Source organism: Salegentibacter lacus, from assembly GCF_020164555.1.
GTDB classification, from domain to species: domain Bacteria; phylum Bacteroidota; class Bacteroidia; order Flavobacteriales; family Flavobacteriaceae; genus Salegentibacter; species Salegentibacter lacus.
The window spans coordinates 173,043-190,388 of sequence record NZ_JAIQZB010000004.1 but is presented as its reverse complement, the minus strand read 5'-3'; the positions used below and the strand labels follow the sequence as shown (position 1 = coordinate 190,388).

General features: G+C 38.2%; 13 protein-coding genes. 6 read left to right on the top strand and 7 right to left on the bottom strand.

The features are described from left to right. Positions 1–3: 3 nt before the first annotated feature. Complete coding sequence (locus LB465_RS04650; RefSeq protein ID WP_224467566.1) at positions 4–2,994, bottom strand: SusC/RagA family TonB-linked outer membrane protein; 2,991 nt, start codon at positions 2,992–2,994, stop codon at positions 4–6. A 454-nt stretch (positions 2,995–3,448) separates the two neighbouring features. Here LB465_RS04650 and LB465_RS04645 point away from each other — a divergent pair, with 454 nt between their 5' ends. The 4 genes from LB465_RS04645 (at position 3,449) to LB465_RS04630 (ending at position 10,236) form a co-directional block, all read left to right on the top strand. Then, the gene (locus LB465_RS04645) at positions 3,449–6,199 is read left to right on the top strand and encodes a glycosyl hydrolase (protein ID WP_224467563.1); all 2,751 of its coding nucleotides are present in this window, start codon (positions 3,449–3,451) and stop codon (positions 6,197–6,199) included. Between the two features lie 19 nt (positions 6,200–6,218). Beyond that, complete coding sequence (locus LB465_RS04640; protein ID WP_224467561.1) at positions 6,219–7,349, top strand: glycoside hydrolase family 88/105 protein; 1,131 nt, start codon at positions 6,219–6,221, stop codon at positions 7,347–7,349. Between the two features lie 24 nt (positions 7,350–7,373). Next, entirely contained in the window at positions 7,374–9,182 is a 1,809-nt protein-coding gene (locus tag LB465_RS04635) for an alpha/beta hydrolase fold domain-containing protein (RefSeq protein WP_224467559.1), read from the top strand. A gap of 244 nt (positions 9,183–9,426) precedes the next feature. Further along, the gene (locus tag LB465_RS04630; protein WP_224467557.1) at positions 9,427–10,236 is read left to right on the top strand and encodes a 3-keto-disaccharide hydrolase; all 810 of its coding nucleotides are present in this window, start codon (positions 9,427–9,429) and stop codon (positions 10,234–10,236) included. Positions 10,237–10,376: 140 nt separating this feature from the next. On the opposite strand, the gene LB465_RS04625 is transcribed toward LB465_RS04630, so the two are convergent. Then, positions 10,377–11,438 carry a glycoside hydrolase family 43 protein gene (locus LB465_RS04625; protein WP_224467555.1) on the bottom strand — a complete coding sequence of 354 codons (1,062 nt, stop codon included), beginning with the start codon at positions 11,436–11,438 and terminating at the stop codon, positions 10,377–10,379. A gap of 1,131 nt (positions 11,439–12,569) precedes the next feature. On the opposite strand from LB465_RS04625, the gene LB465_RS04620 reads away from it, so the two are divergent. Both LB465_RS04620 and LB465_RS04615 read left to right on the top strand, forming a co-directional pair. Beyond that, positions 12,570–12,926: a BfmA/BtgA family mobilization protein gene (locus LB465_RS04620; protein WP_224467553.1), complete on the top strand. Its 357-nt coding sequence runs from the start codon at positions 12,570–12,572 to the stop codon at positions 12,924–12,926. 457 nt (positions 12,927–13,383) lie between these two features. Further along, positions 13,384–13,851, top strand: coding sequence for an amidohydrolase family protein (locus tag LB465_RS04615; protein ID WP_224467551.1), 468 nt, complete (start codon positions 13,384–13,386; stop codon positions 13,849–13,851). Positions 13,852–14,008: 157 nt separating this feature from the next. Here LB465_RS04615 and LB465_RS18470 read toward each other — a convergent pair whose 3' ends face one another. From LB465_RS18470 to LB465_RS04595, 5 genes are all read right to left on the bottom strand, one after another. Next, a complete protein-coding gene (locus tag LB465_RS18470) occupies positions 14,009–14,182 on the bottom strand; it encodes a hypothetical protein (RefSeq protein WP_394370919.1) in 174 nt (57 codons plus the stop codon). Between the two features lie 32 nt (positions 14,183–14,214). After that, positions 14,215–15,120 (bottom strand): acyl-CoA dehydrogenase family protein, encoded by a 906-nt coding sequence (locus LB465_RS04610; RefSeq protein WP_224467548.1) that lies wholly within the window; start codon positions 15,118–15,120, stop codon positions 14,215–14,217. Positions 15,121–15,129: 9 nt separating this feature from the next. Continuing rightward, the gene (locus LB465_RS04605; protein ID WP_224467618.1) at positions 15,130–15,594 is read right to left on the bottom strand and encodes an acyl-CoA dehydrogenase family protein; all 465 of its coding nucleotides are present in this window, start codon (positions 15,592–15,594) and stop codon (positions 15,130–15,132) included. 9 nt (positions 15,595–15,603) lie between these two features. Beyond that, on the bottom strand, positions 15,604–15,801 hold the full coding sequence (locus LB465_RS04600) for an acyl-CoA dehydrogenase family protein (protein WP_224467546.1): 198 nt from the start codon (positions 15,799–15,801) through the stop codon (positions 15,604–15,606). 287 nt (positions 15,802–16,088) lie between these two features. After that, entirely contained in the window at positions 16,089–17,336 is a 1,248-nt protein-coding gene (locus LB465_RS04595; RefSeq protein WP_224467544.1) for a tagaturonate epimerase family protein, read from the bottom strand. Positions 17,337–17,346: the final 10 nt, after the last annotated feature.

Below are 17,346 nucleotides of genomic sequence, written 5' to 3'. Positions count from 1 at the left end.
TTTTTAAAAAGATAGACTTGTTCCTAATTGGAATATTCGAGGTCTTGGATATGCGAGATAATCAATCCCTATGGGAGCTGTACCTCCTGCATTTGTATTTGTTCGAACCTCAGGATCAAAACCGGAATAATTAGTAATCACAAAGAGATTCTGACCTGTGATATAAAAACGAGCTCGCTTAAGAACAGAGTCATCTCCGGGCTTCAGAGTATAACCTATGTTCAGGTTATCTAATCTTAAATAACTGCCATCTTCAATCCATTTTGAAGAGATCTGTGGTGTTTGACTCCTGCTAATCTCTGTATTTTCAATTGCACTTTCAAGTACATTTACACCGGGTGCGGATAAGGGATAAGAAAACTCCGCAGCTGTATTATTCATAATATCATTCCCAACAACACCTCGGAAAGTAACAGAAGCATCAAAATTTCTCCATCTTACATTACTTGAGAAACCATATACAAAATCCGGCTGAGCGTCTCCAATCACTACTAAGTCAGCACCCTCTACACCGTCCTCGTCTAAATAGGTCTCCATTCCTTCTTCATTATATCCGGTAAATTGTCTACCATAGAAAGTCCCCAAAGGATAACCCGGTCTTATTATTTGAGAAAAATCTTTTGGTGTTACTACTCCTGATAAAGGAGCAGTTCTTATCTCCTCTCGTGAAAATTGATCATTGGAAAGGGAGAGAACTTCATTTTTATTTCTACTCCAATTTATGTTCGCATTCCAAGTAAAATCATCTTTCTCCACTAATACTCCATTTAAATCTATTTCAAGACCTTTATTTTCAACTTCACCGACATTTGCCCATTGAGTACTTACGACTGATGGAGCAGTTGTAGAAAATTGTAAAAGTAGATCAGTAGTATTCTTTTGGTAATAATCTATAGAACCATAAACACGTTCGTCCATCATACTAAAATCCAAACCAACATTTAATTGAGAAGTTTCTTCCCATTTTAAGTCTGGGTTTGCGTAATTACTTGGCAATACACTTGGAATTGATTCGCCGCCCAGGTTATAAGATGCGGACCCTGCTATGGTCAGTTGCTGTCTGTAAAGATCGTTTGGAATTTCTTGGTTACCGGTTATACCATATCCCGTTCTCAGTTTTAAATTGCTAAAAAAATCAGTCGAGAAAAATTCTTCATCAGATATTCTCCAGGCAAAAGCACCTGACGGAAATACACCATACCGGTTGTTTTCCCCAAATCTACTAGACCCATCTCTTCGTAATGTAACTGTGAATAAATAGCGACTATCCATTAATCTATAATTAAATCTACCAAAAAGAGATTCTAATCTATTGGCAGTTTTGAATGAATTATTAGCTAAAATATTACCCGATTGAATTAAATTCCATTTTACACCACTGGACACAAAATTATTTGCTTCCGTAAAGGTATAGTCATAGACAAACCGTTGAAAAGAATATCCTGCCAGCACACTAAGATTACTATTATTGTCAAAGCTCTTTGTATAATTCAGGGTTGTTTCTAAAAGAGTACTATAATTATTTGCTTTATTTATTGATGCTCTTCCTCCGTCTGTTTCTCCCGATGGATGGGTCGAGGGCATATGAGTATAACGCTCCACATTTTCATCGCTAAGACCAAGGTTAACCCTAGCTGTGAGTTCATCTGTCAAATTATAAGAAATATCACCACTTCCTAGAAAGAAATCTGTCTCGCGAATATCTTCTACCTGACCCCAAGAGACGGGGTTTATTCTCAATTCTCCAATTTGATAAAAAGACCCATCTTCGTTGCGTACCGGTAAGGTAGGCGCCCATCTTAGGGCGTCTTTTAATAAATTACCTCCCTCATTATTAATATTGGAGGATACAGGTGCATTATCCTCGGATATATCTCCATAAGTTATATTTAAACCTATTTTTAGTCGGTCATTCAATGCCCTATGATCAGCATTTAAGCGGGCCGTATATTTTTCTAAGCCAGAAGATAAAATAATCCCTTCCTGTGAAGTATATCCCACCGAAGCTCTATAATTTGTATTCCCGCTTCCTCCACCAAATGAGAGATTATGATTTTGACTTATACCAGTGCGAAAAATCTCATCTTGCCAATCTGTATTCGCTCCTTCATCTGGAAATTCAAGTCCGTTTTGATTGGCATAATTTCTATATTCATCAGCCGACAAAAAAGGTAATGTCTTTCTTACTGAGGATACTCCCACAAATCCATCATAGTTGAAAATATCATTTCCGCCACCATCTTTTGTAGTTATAACTATCACACCATTTGCCCCTCGCGAACCATAAATTGCAGTAGCCGAAGCATCTTTTAAAACGTCAATAGATGCTATATCTGCTGGGTTTATTGTATTAAGAGGATTTGTTGGTTGAGAAGAAAATGGTGAAGATCCCTGCATGCCAGAAACGAAATTATTAGAACTGCCAAATTGGAGCGGTACCCCATCAATTACATACAGCGGGTCATTACCTGCAGAAACAGAATTTGTACCTCTTATACGCACTGTGGAAGCTGCTCCAGGTTGACCACTATTTTGTACGATATTAACACCTGCAATCTTTCCTTGCATAAGTTGCTCCGGAGCAATTGCTACACCGGGGTTAAAATCTTCTGCACTGATAGAAGAAACAGCACCCGTCAAATCTCTCTTTCTTTCCGAACCATATCCAATAACTACTACTTCATCCAATTCTGAATTACCTTCCATCATTACTACGTTGTAAACACTTTGAGCTCCAACTTGAATTTGAGTTTCTTCCATACCTATGAAACTAAATACTAGTACATCACCAGCACTGGCCGCTATAGCGTACTCCCCATCAAAATCGGTTTGTGTACCCGTGTTGGTTCCCTGAATAGCAACATTAACACCTGGTAAAGGAATGTTGTTCTCATCAGTTACAGTACCAGAAATCTGCTTTTCTTGTGACAACCCCGTCACACTGAAGAGTACACAGCATGTATACATCATTAATTTAAATACAAATTGTTTCATATTTGATCGTTTTATTTTTTGAGTTTACAAAATATTAACACTCAAATATATTTGCTTTTCTGTATCTAGGTATCCTGTACTGTACTGCATATCTTTATAAATCAAATAAATTATGAGTTAATAAAGGGTCTTTTACGCATTATTTGAAGTGAATTATTATAGAAATATCAAAAAATACACTGTCACTAGCCCGTGATGCTTAACATAAAATTAGGAAATCACCTTATCTCTTCTGTTAATGATTTTAAATTTATCAGTAAAAACCGCAAAGCCAATTAATCAACTATAATAATATTGTTTTATAATTTAAGGATGTAAAATTTTATTTCTTTCTATGAAAGAGATCAATTTTACAGGACGGCACAGGACACATTCAGTACACTTATTTTCTATTTTTAAAAATTAAAATCCTCTTTTCTTTAACGTTAAATCAGATAGAACTAAACCTTAATTGATGCTAAAAAAATTCATTTTATTTCCACTCTTGGCCTTATATCTTCAGCCATCTTACAGCCAGGAAGATCCTAATCAACAACAGAAAACAGCTTGGAATAAAGTTGACAACACCACAAAAACCTGGACCCGGTGGTGGTGGATGGGTAGTACTATTGATAAAAAAAATGTAAAGCAAAATCTTATCGAATTACACAAAGCGGGAATCGGTGGAGTTGAAATAACTCCCATTTATGGGGTTAAAGGGGAAGAAGAAAATTATCTAGATTTTTTGTCTCCTGAATATCTTGAAATCCTGGATTACACTATTAAAACAGCCGATAGTCTTCACATGGGTGTAGATATGGTTTTAGGGACGGGATGGCCATACGGCGGCCCTCAGGTAGATCAGGAACACGCCGCAACCAAGCTGGTAACAAGAACTTATGAATTAAAAAAGGGGGAACGATTAAAGCAAAAAATAGAACCAGAAAACGAAAGGGATCAAAAAACTGCTGAACTCAAATATTTAGTTGCTTTTGATGAAAATGGAAACCATTCTGACATTACACATAAAATTAAAAAAGACCTTTCTGTAAACTGGAAATCTAAAGGTGAGGCTCATAAAGTTATTGCAGTTTTCACTGGTAAAACCGGCCAACAGGTTAAAAGGGCTGCCCCTGGCGGAGAAGGATTCACCGTTGATCATTACTCAACAGAGGCCCTGGAGCAATACTTGAAACCTTTTAATAAAGCCTTCAGCAAAATGTCTAAAAAACCAAGAAGCGTTTTTAATGATAGCTATGAAGTCTACAATACCGATTTCACACCCAATTTTTTTGAGGAATTTAAATCCAGAAGAGGTTACGACCTTAAAACAAAACTCAACCTTCTTTTAGAAGAAAATAGCTCTGAGGAAGGAAACAGGGTGAAAAGTGATTACAGGGAAACTATTTCAGATTTATTGCTGGAAAATTTTAATATTCCGTGGACGGAGTGGGCTAATGAAAAGGGATTCAAAACAAGGTTACAGGCACATGGTTCTCCAGGGAATTTAATAGACATGTATGCATCGGCAGATATCCCTGAGTGTGAAACTTTTGGCTCTATGCCTTTTGACATTCCTGGATTGCGAAGGGAAAAAGAAGATATAAGAGAAGGTGATGCTGACCCTGTTATGCTTAAATTTTCGTCCTCCGCGGCACATATAGCAGGAAAACCACTTACCTCTTCCGAAACCTTTACTTGGCTCAGGGATCATTTTAAAACTGCACTTTCACAAACAAAACCGGAAGTTGAAGAATTATTCCTGAATGGGATAAACCATATTTTTCTTCACGGCACCACTTACTCCCCTGAGCGTGCGAAATGGCCGGGATGGAAATTTTATGCTTCCGTCAACTTTAGTCCCAATAATACGATATGGCAGGATGCTCCACAGCTTTTTAATTATATAGAAAATTCTCAATCTATGTTACAAGCTGGGGAAGCTGACAATGAAACACTTCTTTACTGGCCAATTCACGATGTTTGGGATAATTTTTATAAGGGGAATCTCTTTTTTCAGTTGAAAATTCATTCGCTGGACGAATGGCTTCACGATCGGCCCTTTTATGAAATCACTAATTATTTAATGAATAATGGGTATACAACTGATTTTATTTCTGGTAGGTTTATTCAAAAAGCCAGTGTAGAAGACGGTAAAATTAAGTTGCCTGGAGGAACTTTTAAAAGTTTGATTGTTCCCGAAAGTAAAAATATGCCTTTGGAAACTTTTCAAAAGCTAATTGAATTAAAAAATAATGGAGCTCATATTGTGTTTAATGGCTTGCCGGAAACAGCTCCGGGATATCATAATTACAAAGAGAGGACAGCTGAGATTAAGGAACTTATTAATGACACCAATTTAAAAATCACTGAACTTAATGACCTGCCCGAGGCTTTGAAGACCGCTAATGTTCTTCCGGAAAATTTAGTAAATACAGGATTAAAATTTATAAGAAGGAAATTGGGCGACGATAAAATATACTTTTTGGTAAACCATACCTCAAACACAATTAATGAATATATCCCACTTCAAACCTCTTCAGAGAGCATAATGCTATTTAATCCTCTAAATGGCGAGGCTGGAAGAGCAGATTCTAAAATAGAAGATGGTGTGACTAAGGTTAGGGTTCAAATAGAACCCGGAGAATCTTTTTTTATCAAAACTGGACTTCAAAAAGAATTACAGCAATGGTCATACTATGAATCTGGTGAAGAATCTTACGACATTACCGGTGAGTGGACTTTGTCCTTTGAAAATGGTGGCCCTGAAATTCCCGAAACTAAAAAATTAGAGGAAATGCAATCCTGGACAGATTTAGGAGAAAAAGCCGTGGCATTTTCCGGAACAGGAATTTATGAGACCATATTTGAAAAACCAGATATTGAAGCCGATAATTGGGAGCTTCATCTCGGAGATGTAAGGGAAAGCGCTGCAGTTTACATAAATGATGAATATATTGGGACGGCCTGGGCAGCTCCATTTAAACTAAAAACCGGAAATCTTCGTGAAGGAAACAATAAACTAAAAATTAAAGTAACAAACCTGGCAGCTAACCGTGTTCGGGATATGGAAATGCGGGGCGAGGAATGGAAAATTTTTCACGAAATAAATATGGTAAATAAAGACTATGAAGAATTTGACGCCACAAAATGGGACCCTATGCCTTCAGGTCTTTTAGACACTTTAATCCTTACTCCTTTACATAAAACTGAAACAAACAATTAATAAAAAACTGTTATAAATCATGAAAAAACATTCTTTACTTATCTACCTGGTCATTTTTATTAGCGCAACTTCATTTGCTCAACAATCTATAGATTTAGATAGAGAAGAAGTTTTAGATCAAATGGAATTGGCCAATAAGTACTTTATGGAAAAATGGCCTGATGTTGGCAAAACAATTATCACCAATATGGAACGGCCAAGTCACATTTGGACAAGAGCAGTTTACTATGAAGGCCTTATGGCATTACACGAAATCTATCCCAAACAAGACTTTTACAATTACGCACTTGACTGGGCCAAATTTCATGATTGGGGCTTTAGAAGCAAGAACATAACCCGAAATGCTGATGACTATTGCGCTGCACAGACTTATATAGATTTATATAACCTGGAGCCCAAACCCGAAAAACTCAAAAATACACGAGCGGCAATGGAGAAGTTTTTACATACCCCGCAAAATGGAGATTGGGATTGGATAGATGCTATTCAAATGGGAATGCCGGTTTTTGCCAAAATGGGAGTTCTGGAAAACGATGAACGTTATTTTGAAAAGATGCATAAAATGTATATGTATTCCCGTGATATAGAAGGTGGAAATGGTTTATTTAACCCAGAGGATGGTTTATGGTGGCGAGATGCCGATTTTGACCCACCTTATACTGAGCCTAATGGAGAGGATTCCTATTGGAGTCGTGGTAATGGCTGGGTAATTGTTGCCCTGGCAAAAGTATTGGATATCATTCCTGAAGATGCTCCACATCGGGATCAATACATAGAAGACCTTGAAGTTATGGCTGAAGCTTTGGCTGAAGTTCAACGTGAAGATGGATTCTGGAATGTAAGTTTACACGATGAAGATCATTATGGAGGTAAAGAACTTTCAGGAACTGCTTCATTTGTATATGGTATGGCTTACGGCGTAAACAATGGTTTACTTGATGCAGAAAAATACATACCAATAATTGAAAAAGCCTGGAAGGCAATGATAGAAGATTCTCTCCACGACGATGGATTCTTAGGTTATGTGCAATCTACAGGAAAAGAACCTAAAGACGGCCAGCCACTATCCTACGATAAAATTCCCGATTTTGAAGATTACGGCCTGGGATTATTTTTACTGGCTGGTACCGAAATTTATAAAATGGAGTAATTTTGAATTGCTAAAAGTAAAAACATGAATTATAAAACCAGACAGGGTTTAAGGGTTAGCTATTTGGCTATACTCTTAAACCTTATTTGTTTATCAAACCTATTTGCTCAGGAGTCTGTAGAAATCTGGGGAAATAAGGTGCCGGGAGCAATTTTAGCAGAAGACTATAAACAAATTGAAAATAAAAATGATACAGGAGTGGTTACCGGAATATCGAAAGTAGTTACCCCCGAATTGAAAATATTCCTAACTGAAAATCCGGGAAAAAATGCCTCTATTTTAATCCTCCCCGGAGGAGGTTACTCTCATCTATCAGTAGAAAAGGAAGGGAGAAAAGTTGCAAAATGGGCTAATTCTTTAGGCTTAAATGCATTTGTTTTACACTACAGGTTACCTTCTGATGAAATTATGGAAGATAAAAGCCTTGCTCCTCTGGCAGACGCTCAACAAGCTATGCGATTAATAAGGAATAAGGCTAAAGATTGGAACCTTAATCCAGATCAAATAGGTGTATTAGGTTTTTCGGCCGGCGGCCATTTGGCGGCGAGCCTTTCAACTCGATTTGAGGAAAAAATAGCTTCAGAAGATCAGGGTATTTCAGCAAGACCCGATTTTAGTATTCTCATTTACCCGGTGATTTCAATGATGAACGAATTCACACATAAGGGTTCTCAGGAGAGTTTATTAGGGAAAAATGCAGATGAAGACTTGCTAAGGAAATTTTCAAATGAGTACCTGGTTTCAGCCCAAACGCCTCCCAGCTTTTTAGTACATGCAACAGATGATAAAGCTGTTCCTGTAGAAAACAGTCTGGAATATTATAAAGCTTTAAAAGAAAATAATGTTCCTGTGGAAATGCACGTATTTGAAGATGGTGGCCACGGTTTCGGTTTGGGACAAAAAGGAACCAACAGTTTCTGGCCAAAAAATCTTGAAAAATGGTTAGATCAACACGGTTTAATTAAAAAAGAACCTATGGTTTTTTCTTACTTCACCGGAAATGGCGAAGATGGCCTGCATCTGGCATATAGTTACGATGCCTATACCTGGAAAGCTCTAAATAATGGTGAATCCTTTTTAAAACCTGAATTGGGCAAGGAAAAATTGATGCGCGACCCCTGTATTATAAAAGGCGGAGACGGTAAATACCACATGGTATGGACAGTAGGCTGGACCGAAAAAGGAATTGGTTATGCTTCTTCTGATGATCTTATCAACTGGAGTGAACAGCAATACATACCGGTAATGGAACACGAAGAAAATGCAAGAAATACCTGGGCTCCGGAGGTTACTTACGATGAAGAAAATGATGAATATGTCATATACTGGGCAACCACTATTAAAGGTAAGTTTCCTGAAACCCAAATAGATGCAGACGATGGTTATAACCATCGAATGTACTATGTAAGCACTAAAGATTTTGAAAATTTTAGCGACACAAAAATTCTTTATGAACCCGGCTTTAACGTTATTGACGCAAGTATAAAAAAGTATAAAGATCAGTTTGTAATGTTTCTTAAGGATGAAACGCGTAAACCTGCTGAGAAAAATATTAGGATCGCTACCGCCAAAAATCTCAAAGGACCTTATAGTGAGGCGAGCGAACCCATAACCGGTGATTATTGGGCAGAAGGACCAACCTCAGTAAAAATCGGGGACGATTATTTTGTGTTTTTTGATAAGTATACTGAAAAAGAGTTTGGGGCAGTACGTTCACATGACCTGGAAAACTGGGAAGATATTTCAGATAAAGTTAGCTTCCCTGAAGATATTCGCCATGGGAGTATATTAAAAGTACCTGAAGAAGTTCTGAAAAAGCTAATGCAGCAATAAAAAATCCTCCCTAAATATTTTTTAAACTTATAAATTGTAAATAACCGTTTTGGTAGATTTTCGATATTTTTCCAGAAATTCAAAAAACTTCATTCAGTTTTGGCGTCTAATTTATAAAGACTGTATCTACCGGAAATAGGGACTAATTCTTTTTTTTATTATCCTTAAATCTTTCACAATTTTTCAAGTTCGGAATTTAAATCGGGACATTTAAATAATAAAAAAAACGTATCAAAAGAATAAAATGAAAAATTACATCCTTTTACTATCAATAATTTCTATCATTTCTTTTTTGACCTGTAAATCAGATGCTAAAGATGATAAAGAAGAAGAATCGGAAAGCGAATGGGTAAACCTGTTTAATGGAGAAAACCTGGATGGTTGGATTCCTAAGTTTCATCATCACGAGGTGGGAGAAAACTACGCTAATACATTTAGAGTGAAAGACGGAGTTATTCAGGTAAATTATGAAGATTACACAAGCTTTGATGAAAGATACGGACATTTATTTTACAAGGAGCCGTTTTCATCTTATCACCTACAATTTGATTACCGCTTTACAAACCAGTGGATGGAGGACGCCCCCGATTATGCTTACCGAAACAGCGGTGTGATGTTTCATTCCCAGGCGCCGGAAACTATTTTAAAAGAACAGGACTGGCCAATATCAGTAGAATACCAGATGCTAGCCAACGCTGGGGACGGGAAGCCGCGGCCAACCGGAAACATGTGTTCTCCCGGTACCGAAGTATTTTTTGAAGGGGAAATGGATCCCCGGCACTGTATAGAATCTTCCTCAGATACTTACTCCCTTGGAGAATGGGTACAAGCCGAATTAATCGTTTACGGCGACTCCCTAGTAATTCACAAGGTAAATGGAGAAAAAGTTTTGGAATATACCAAACCTCAAATCGGCGGTGAAGTGGTAAGTGGTTATGATCCCAAGATCAAAAAAGATGGAAAGTCCCTTAGTGAAGGTTATATTGCCCTCCAAGCTGAAGGACAAGGTGTAGAGTTTAAAAAAATTAGGATTAAAAAAATCAGTGATAGATAAGCTTTTCAAGCTAAATAAAAATAATTCACCATAATTGGTAATTAAAAAATAGCCTTGGATAAATTAGTTATTTAACCTGTCCGGATCATCTTTTTACTAAGATTTCCAGTCTTAACAGTAGTGATTTAGAACTTTTAAAATTAGTCCTTTATTAGCTTTTTCAAACTCATTTCATCATCACTCAGATTCTGACCAAAGTATGGCATCCCATCATCAGTCCACGTCAGTATCCTTGCACGAGTATGGCGATTGGTATCGTAAAGAGGCTCTCCATCAATATCTTTGTAATCACGGGCATGATAAATCATCACATCTATCTCTCCATTTTCAGATTTAGTAAAACTATTATGTCCGGGACCAAAACGATTAAGATCAGGATTACTATAAAATACAGGGTCCGGTAATTTATTCCATGATTCAGGATCAAGAAAGTCTGAATCTTCCTTAGTCCACAATAAACCAATTGAATAATTAGCATCTGTAGCACTTGCGGAAAAAGTCACAAAAACCTTCCCATTCCGTATCAATACGGCAGGCGCCTCATTCACCCTGTGGCCTTGTATTTCCCAGTCATAAGTAGGTTGTGAAATAACCACCTGTTTATCAGCAAGAGTAGTTGGACTCGTCATCTCTGCAATATATAATCCTGTATTGACTATAGAGTCTGAAGCTCTGTCAGTCCAGATCATAAATCGTTGCCCCCTGAATTCAAAGGTAGTAGCATCCAGGGAAAAATCATCTCTGTTACTAACAACCTGGCCTTCCTCTTTCCATTTTCCTTTGGTGGGATCATCTGAAGTATTTGAAAGAGCGTACATTCTTATATTCCATTTTTCTTCAGCCGAACCTGCTGCGAAATATACATACCATTTTCCTTCTATCCGGTGTAGTTCAGGTGCCCAAATATGATTGCCCATAACACCTTTTTTGTGCTTACGCCATATCACCACCGGCCCAGACTCTTTTATCCCATTAATAGTTTTTGATTTACGAATTTCAATTCGATCATATTGGGGAACGGTCGCAATAAAATAATAATTTCCATTTTCTGATTTTGTAACAAAAGGATCTGCTCTTTGTAAGGCTAACGGATTATCAAACTGATTCTGCTTTAAATCCTGGGCAATAAGACTAAATCCTAATAATATAGTTACACTAAAAATGCCTATAATTTTAAGGGCAAAAGGATAAATATTTTGCATATTTTGTAAATTATAAATTTAGCCCAATTTTAAATAAATTATTTTAATTGTTTTTTCACACTTAATAATTGTTCGTGATTTTTTAAGGCATCTGATTTGAACCATTAATCGCATCATTTAAAAAAGAGTTTAAAGGAGTAAAAAATGTAATCCTTTTACATATATTGATCCACAATTTTCGCTTAAACACAACAATTAGGCTTGATTCCTTAATCTTATGGAAGTTTGAGGTTTACCACAAATTTTTGAGCATAAAAGAGCTTCTCAATTGACGAGCTTTTACTTCCGATACTTCGGAATGCGATCTCGAAATATCCGTACAGCACTATTTTTAAAGACTTACAGGGGTTTACATTTTTCACTCACCGAATTCCACACCTTTAACAAAGTTTAAAGATTTGAATTACAGGTTATATTATCCAAAACCAGGTTCAAATAATCGTAAACTCTTTTCGGGTAAAAAATCAGAAATGGAATTTCTAAACCACTCACCACTTTCCCTCCACTTCGCAAAAGCTTCGTTTCAATCATAGAGATTCATTCCAAATTATCTTGGACACGAGCCAAAAAGCTTTGAAAATAATTTGTAAATGAAATAAGATGAAAAAGCTTTTAAACTCAAGTCCGCTGGGGAGAAATTAAATTCCAGAGGCTACTATAATAATCAACTCAATTATAATAACTTTTTGAGACCATTTGGGATTTTAATCGCCTCACCTTCCTAAAAATCGTTTCCTGATTATTAAAGATTTTCAAGTTTCTAACAAGGATATAATTTCTTAAAATCCGTTTTTCTTTTACAGGATTCGTAATAATTATCCCCAACGACTATAATTAATTTCAAAAATTTTCTTTTCCAATCTTAAAAATCAAGATTCATTTTTTATTCATCAAAAGCGCTATTAAATTCAATTTAATAGTTGAAGTTTCTGTCCCTGGAGGGACGAAATCGAAGAGCAAGAGGATAACACGCAGAGCGATGTTTTTCGATTATCGGAATATCTAACTCGTTGTTTTTTAACGTTTTAAAAACAAAAGAAATACAGATATATCCACCTCGGTGGATATATCCGCTTGGGAGAGCCTATAAAATCAAGATGAATGTAGCCAGTTTAATTAAAATTTTTAACCATGAAAGCAAAATCAAGACTTCAAGTGAAAGCAAGTACAGCGAAAAGGTTCCGGGAATTTTCTAAAAAGAACAATAGTAACCAGTCTGAAACTTTAGACCTGATTCTTGACTTTTTTGAGAAAAATAACCTCTCTCCTTTTGAAACCTTAGTGCCTTCAAAAGTGAGTATTGAACAACTTATCAAAAAAAGAATAGATGCAGTAATCGCAATTTTAAAGGATATTGAGAAGAAGAAAATAAACCCAACTTTAGCCATTTTAGAAGCTTTAATGGAAGCTGCAGATCCAAAAAATAATTACTCGAATAGGAAAAGAGATTACGAGCAGGACGACACGCATCCTGATTTTTATAAATAATTTACCAATCAAAACTTTAGTTCTTTTTCTTTTAAAACCTCTTGCTTACCGCCTCCCCTTTTGCTGCTAAAGGAACAAGCTTTAAAATTAACCGGAGCACATAAAACGACAGGCTATTTATAGCTCCTCTATAATTTCAAAGCTTGAAAATACAGCGGCATCAAAAGGGAATGCGAAGGCGCTGAAAGAAGTAAATGAACAGAAGGGTCAAAAACTGTCATTCAACTATACTTTTGTTCCTTTTCGACATCAAAAAGGAAAATGCTCCAGATGAAAAAAGTAAATGTCTGAAAAAGCCATAATCTTAAATAGTGCCTTTTGATGCATTTTATAGTTCTTTGGGTTAATTTTTAGTTTTAGAAATATCAAATTAATACAATCAGTATCAAGTCTGGTTGAACATCTCGCCAGCGAAGAAGCCGCTGAAGAAATGGTAATCCGGCCGGAAATGCGCTATATGCCCAAGCCTGTCCTTAACGACTGGGTAAAGTTCAAAAATGATTACGTACAACACGAAGATTTCCAACCGGAAAACACCGCAGCTCTTGTAGCATTTAGGAGGGAACTCACCGAAAAACTTTACGAAGCCGGGGCCAGAATAGTGCTGGGATCTGATGCTCCGCAATTTTTTAACGTGCCGGGCTTCTCCATCCACTACGAACTGGAGATGATGGTGAACACCGGCCTCTCTCCTTATGAGGTTTTGGTCACCGGTACCAAAAATGCGGCTGATTATTTTGGTACACCGGAGGAATTTGGAACCGTGCAGCAAGGTCGTCGGGCAGATTTGATCCTGCTAAACGCTAATCCTCTGGAAGATATCACGAATGTACAAAATCGGGCCGGGGTGATGGTGCGCGGACTTTGGTACCCGGAAGAAAAGATTGGCCAAAAACTGAAAGAGATTGAGGAAAGGAATAATTAGGGGTATCACTTTTCCGTTGTTTGTCATTCCAAACCCTTCGACTACCGTCCAGGACAGGTGGAGTAAGGAATCTCAAAGGAGTGTGCTGCTGAAGTTAAACGCTTTTTAATAATAAGGAATTCGTTATAAGAGCCCTCCTGGACTCCGGGAAAAGAGCTTACACATACTTCCCTTCAGCTATCATGGTCCGGGCAATCCTTCTACGGGCATCTTTGATATTGAATCTCTGGCCTTGGGTGAAGTGTTTCAGACCCATCAGTAACTGTGAATGCTCCTCCCCTTCCGCAAAGCTGAGGATAGCCTCCTGGCCTGCTTGCCTAACCTTTTCCACAGACTCATACAAAAAGACACGGCTGATGTCGGCTATGTGATTAGAGTCTTCACTTCCCCGTTGATTCTTAGATTTTCAGCTTTGGTCAGCACGGCTTCCAGAAGGTATACCTGAATGATCATATCTGAAATATGCATCAGCACCTCTTGTTCTTCCTTAAGCTTTTTCGCGAGCCGTTGCGACGCTGCCCCAAAGGTGATAAGGGTTGCCTTTTTAAGATCTTTCAGGATCGCAAAGGCTGCCACCGGACCACCCCCGGCCTGCCTCTTTTCAGCAGGATTGGAGGTGAGCTCCTTTTGTACCTGCTTTGCTGCCTGTAACAGCTCCAACTCCCCGGTATTGGATTTCTTCAGCAACATTTCGACTATCAGCATCCGGTTGATCTCATTGGTACCCTCATAGATACGTGTAATTCGGGCATTTCGGTAAAGCCTGGCCATAGGCGCGTCTTCAGAAAAGCCCATTCCGCCAAAGATTTGCACCCCTTCATCTACAACCAGGGCCAGGCATTCTGACCCAAAAACCTTCAGGATAGCGCACTCGATCCCATAAGCCGATACTGCTGCGACCTCTGCTTTTTCTACTGAAAAGCCTTCGGCTTCCAGGGCAGCCATCTTTTCGTCTATAAATTGCCCCGTGCGATAGGTTGCGGCTTCCATAGCAAATATCCTTACCGCCATTTGTGCCAGCTTATGCTGAATGGCTCCAAAACTGCTAATGGAGCTCCCGAACTGCTTCCGCTCCAAGGCATATTTCACAGCGAGATCAAACGCCCTTTTTGAGGTTCCAATAGCCGCTGCCCCCAGATTGATATGCCCGGTGTTTAGCACATTAAGGGCTATCTTAAATCCTTCTTCCCGTTTCCCCAACATATTTTCTGCAGGCAGCCGCACGTCATTGAAAAATACCTGCCGCGTGGACGAGCCCTTAATCCCCATCTTGCGCTCTTATTCACCCAGGCTGATACCACCGAACTCCTTTTCCACAATAAAAGCGGAGAGATTCCTGTCATCCTCCACTTTGCCGAATACAATAAAAATATCGGCAAATCCCGAATTGGTAATCCACATTTTTTGCCCGTTGAGCAGATAAGCGGCTCCGCCCTCCACTGGCGTGGCCCTGGTCTTTCCTGAGTTGGCATCAGATCCCGCCTCTGGTTCGGTAAGGCAATAGCAGCTCTTCCACTCCCCGCTTACCAATTTTGGAGGGTACCGCTGCTTTTGGGCTTCGGAACCATAAAAAAGGATAGGCGCGATGCCTATGCTGGTCTGCACCCCAAAGGTGGGAGAGAATCCCGATACCCGGCCCACCTCCTCTGTTACCCGGAGACTGGTGGTGAAAGAAACCGGCATGCCTCTATATTCTTCGGGGATTCCAAGACCCAAAAGCCCCAGCTCCCCGGCTTTTTCCAGCAGGGCAACTTAACGGCTATGCTCTTTCTGGTGCTCCAACTCATCTGCCAGGGGTTGAGCTTCCCGCTTTATGAACTCTTTGACGCTGCCCAGGATCATTTCCTCTTCTTCGGAAAAAAGGGCATCGTGGAAATTGCTGTCTTTCGCAGGACGGATCAAAAAAGCGCCTCCGGTTTTTTGCTCTTTGGTTTCTTTTGGTGTTTTCATAATTAAGTGGATTTCCGAATTCTCTCCAAAAAGTAAGGTTAGGGTTAGTATTGATTGTAGGTTCCGACAAACATCTTCATACTATTAGTTAACCATTTACCATGGTGAGATGACGTCATATTCAAAAATAATGAATTAGAGTCAAAAAACTGACTATCATAAATTTACAGTTCGGTTGTTTGTTTTTCTGAACGCAATGAGGAAGCGCATTGAAGTAAGTTTCTGAAGTTAGAAGCTTTTGAAATAATTTGAATAACAAATAGGCTTGATAATCCGGATATTAAAGACTAGATGAGATATATTTTCCTGAGGTGTTTATCGAAAATATTTTCGGTTACACGCTTCTCAATTTTCTTCCGATATTTGTCGAGCAACCGAAAAAATTCCAATTCATTTTCGCCGGCTAGTTTATAAGCACAATGCATTAATTGCCTGAAATGTGGATTGAAGTCTTGTTCTTCAGGATTATGTCTAAGAGTTCTTCCCATTCTTTCCCTACCGGCTTTTTTTAATTCACTGACTTCCGGGAGTTTGCTTTTATCGATATCTAAAACGTCGGGATAGGGAGAAGTTAATTCCTCAAAACGGTCCAGGGCTTCTTTATAAATGAAAGCAGCAAATTCGAAACCATCATCACCGCTTTCGGCAATTACATTTATCTCTTCCAGCCAGGTAGTACCTGCGGTTTTTACGTGTAAACCTGCATCATGCTTTTTTATCAGCCGATTCATAATCGGGTAAATGGAAAATTTGTCGCTTCCACTATGGATACTAAGTTTTAAATCTTTGGGCAGACCAAATTCCTTTTTAGCGAAAGCCAACACTAATAAATCCTCTTCAAATTCTTTAGTAAATTTGTTTAAATCGCCTTCGTAGTCAATTCCCTTATTAAATCTTCCAGTAAATTTTGGTGCAATGGTATTTACTGGAATTTCAAAAAAAGCAAAGGCTGCCAGCACAAAGAATAACTCTACAGGAGTTTGCGGATTCTCAACTTCATCCATTGAAATCTCAACTACAAAATCTTCTGATTTATTTTCTTTGATATACTGATAAACTTCCGAAGCCTTTTTTGCGGCGAATAAAAATGTGTTCAGAATTTCGTTTAAGGCTGCTTCAGAAATTTTAAATTCTGTAGCGATTCCCGGAATATTTACTTTTTGTTGAAATTTAGCAATATATTTTAAAAACTCATCTTTCTCTTTTTCAGCAGCACTTTTTCCAATATAATCGGCAACATCTATGGTGAAAAAATTACTCACAGCTAAGTATTCATCAACTATATCAAGATCGATATGATCGGCGTCTACAAAATATTTTCCGGAATAACCCAGCGATTTAACCGATGCATCAGCCTCTTCCCTGACCAAATGCGGTTTAGAATTCACTGTTTTATGTTCACGGTGCGATTTATTCCAAACGGGCGTCACTTCTATACCTTCTTCCCTGGCTTTTAAAACGGCTTTTAACTGCGCCACGCCCTCTTTTCCAAATCGATCACCTGTTCCAAACGAATATTTTCCCAAACCTGCCATAATTGTATGA

Coding starts and splice junctions, on each gene's coding strand:
- LB465_RS04650 (WP_224467566.1), bottom strand. CDS start 2,994: ATGAAACAATTTGTATTTAAATTAATGATGTATACATGCTGTGTACTC.
- LB465_RS04645 (WP_224467563.1), top strand. CDS start 3,449: ATGCTAAAAAAATTCATTTTATTTCCACTCTTGGCCTTATATCTTCAG.
- LB465_RS04640 (WP_224467561.1), top strand. CDS start 6,219: ATGAAAAAACATTCTTTACTTATCTACCTGGTCATTTTTATTAGCGCA.
- LB465_RS04635 (WP_224467559.1), top strand. CDS start 7,374: ATGAATTATAAAACCAGACAGGGTTTAAGGGTTAGCTATTTGGCTATA.
- LB465_RS04630 (WP_224467557.1), top strand. CDS start 9,427: ATGAAAAATTACATCCTTTTACTATCAATAATTTCTATCATTTCTTTT.
- LB465_RS04625 (WP_224467555.1), bottom strand. CDS start 11,438: ATGCAAAATATTTATCCTTTTGCCCTTAAAATTATAGGCATTTTTAGT.
- LB465_RS04620 (WP_224467553.1), top strand. CDS start 12,570: ATGAAAGCAAAATCAAGACTTCAAGTGAAAGCAAGTACAGCGAAAAGG.
- LB465_RS04615 (WP_224467551.1), top strand. CDS start 13,384: ATGCCCAAGCCTGTCCTTAACGACTGGGTAAAGTTCAAAAATGATTAC.
- LB465_RS04610 (WP_224467548.1), bottom strand. CDS start 15,120: ATGGGGATTAAGGGCTCGTCCACGCGGCAGGTATTTTTCAATGACGTG.
- LB465_RS04600 (WP_224467546.1), bottom strand. CDS start 15,801: ATGAAAACACCAAAAGAAACCAAAGAGCAAAAAACCGGAGGCGCTTTT.
- LB465_RS04595 (WP_224467544.1), bottom strand. CDS start 17,336: ATGGCAGGTTTGGGAAAATATTCGTTTGGAACAGGTGATCGATTTGGA.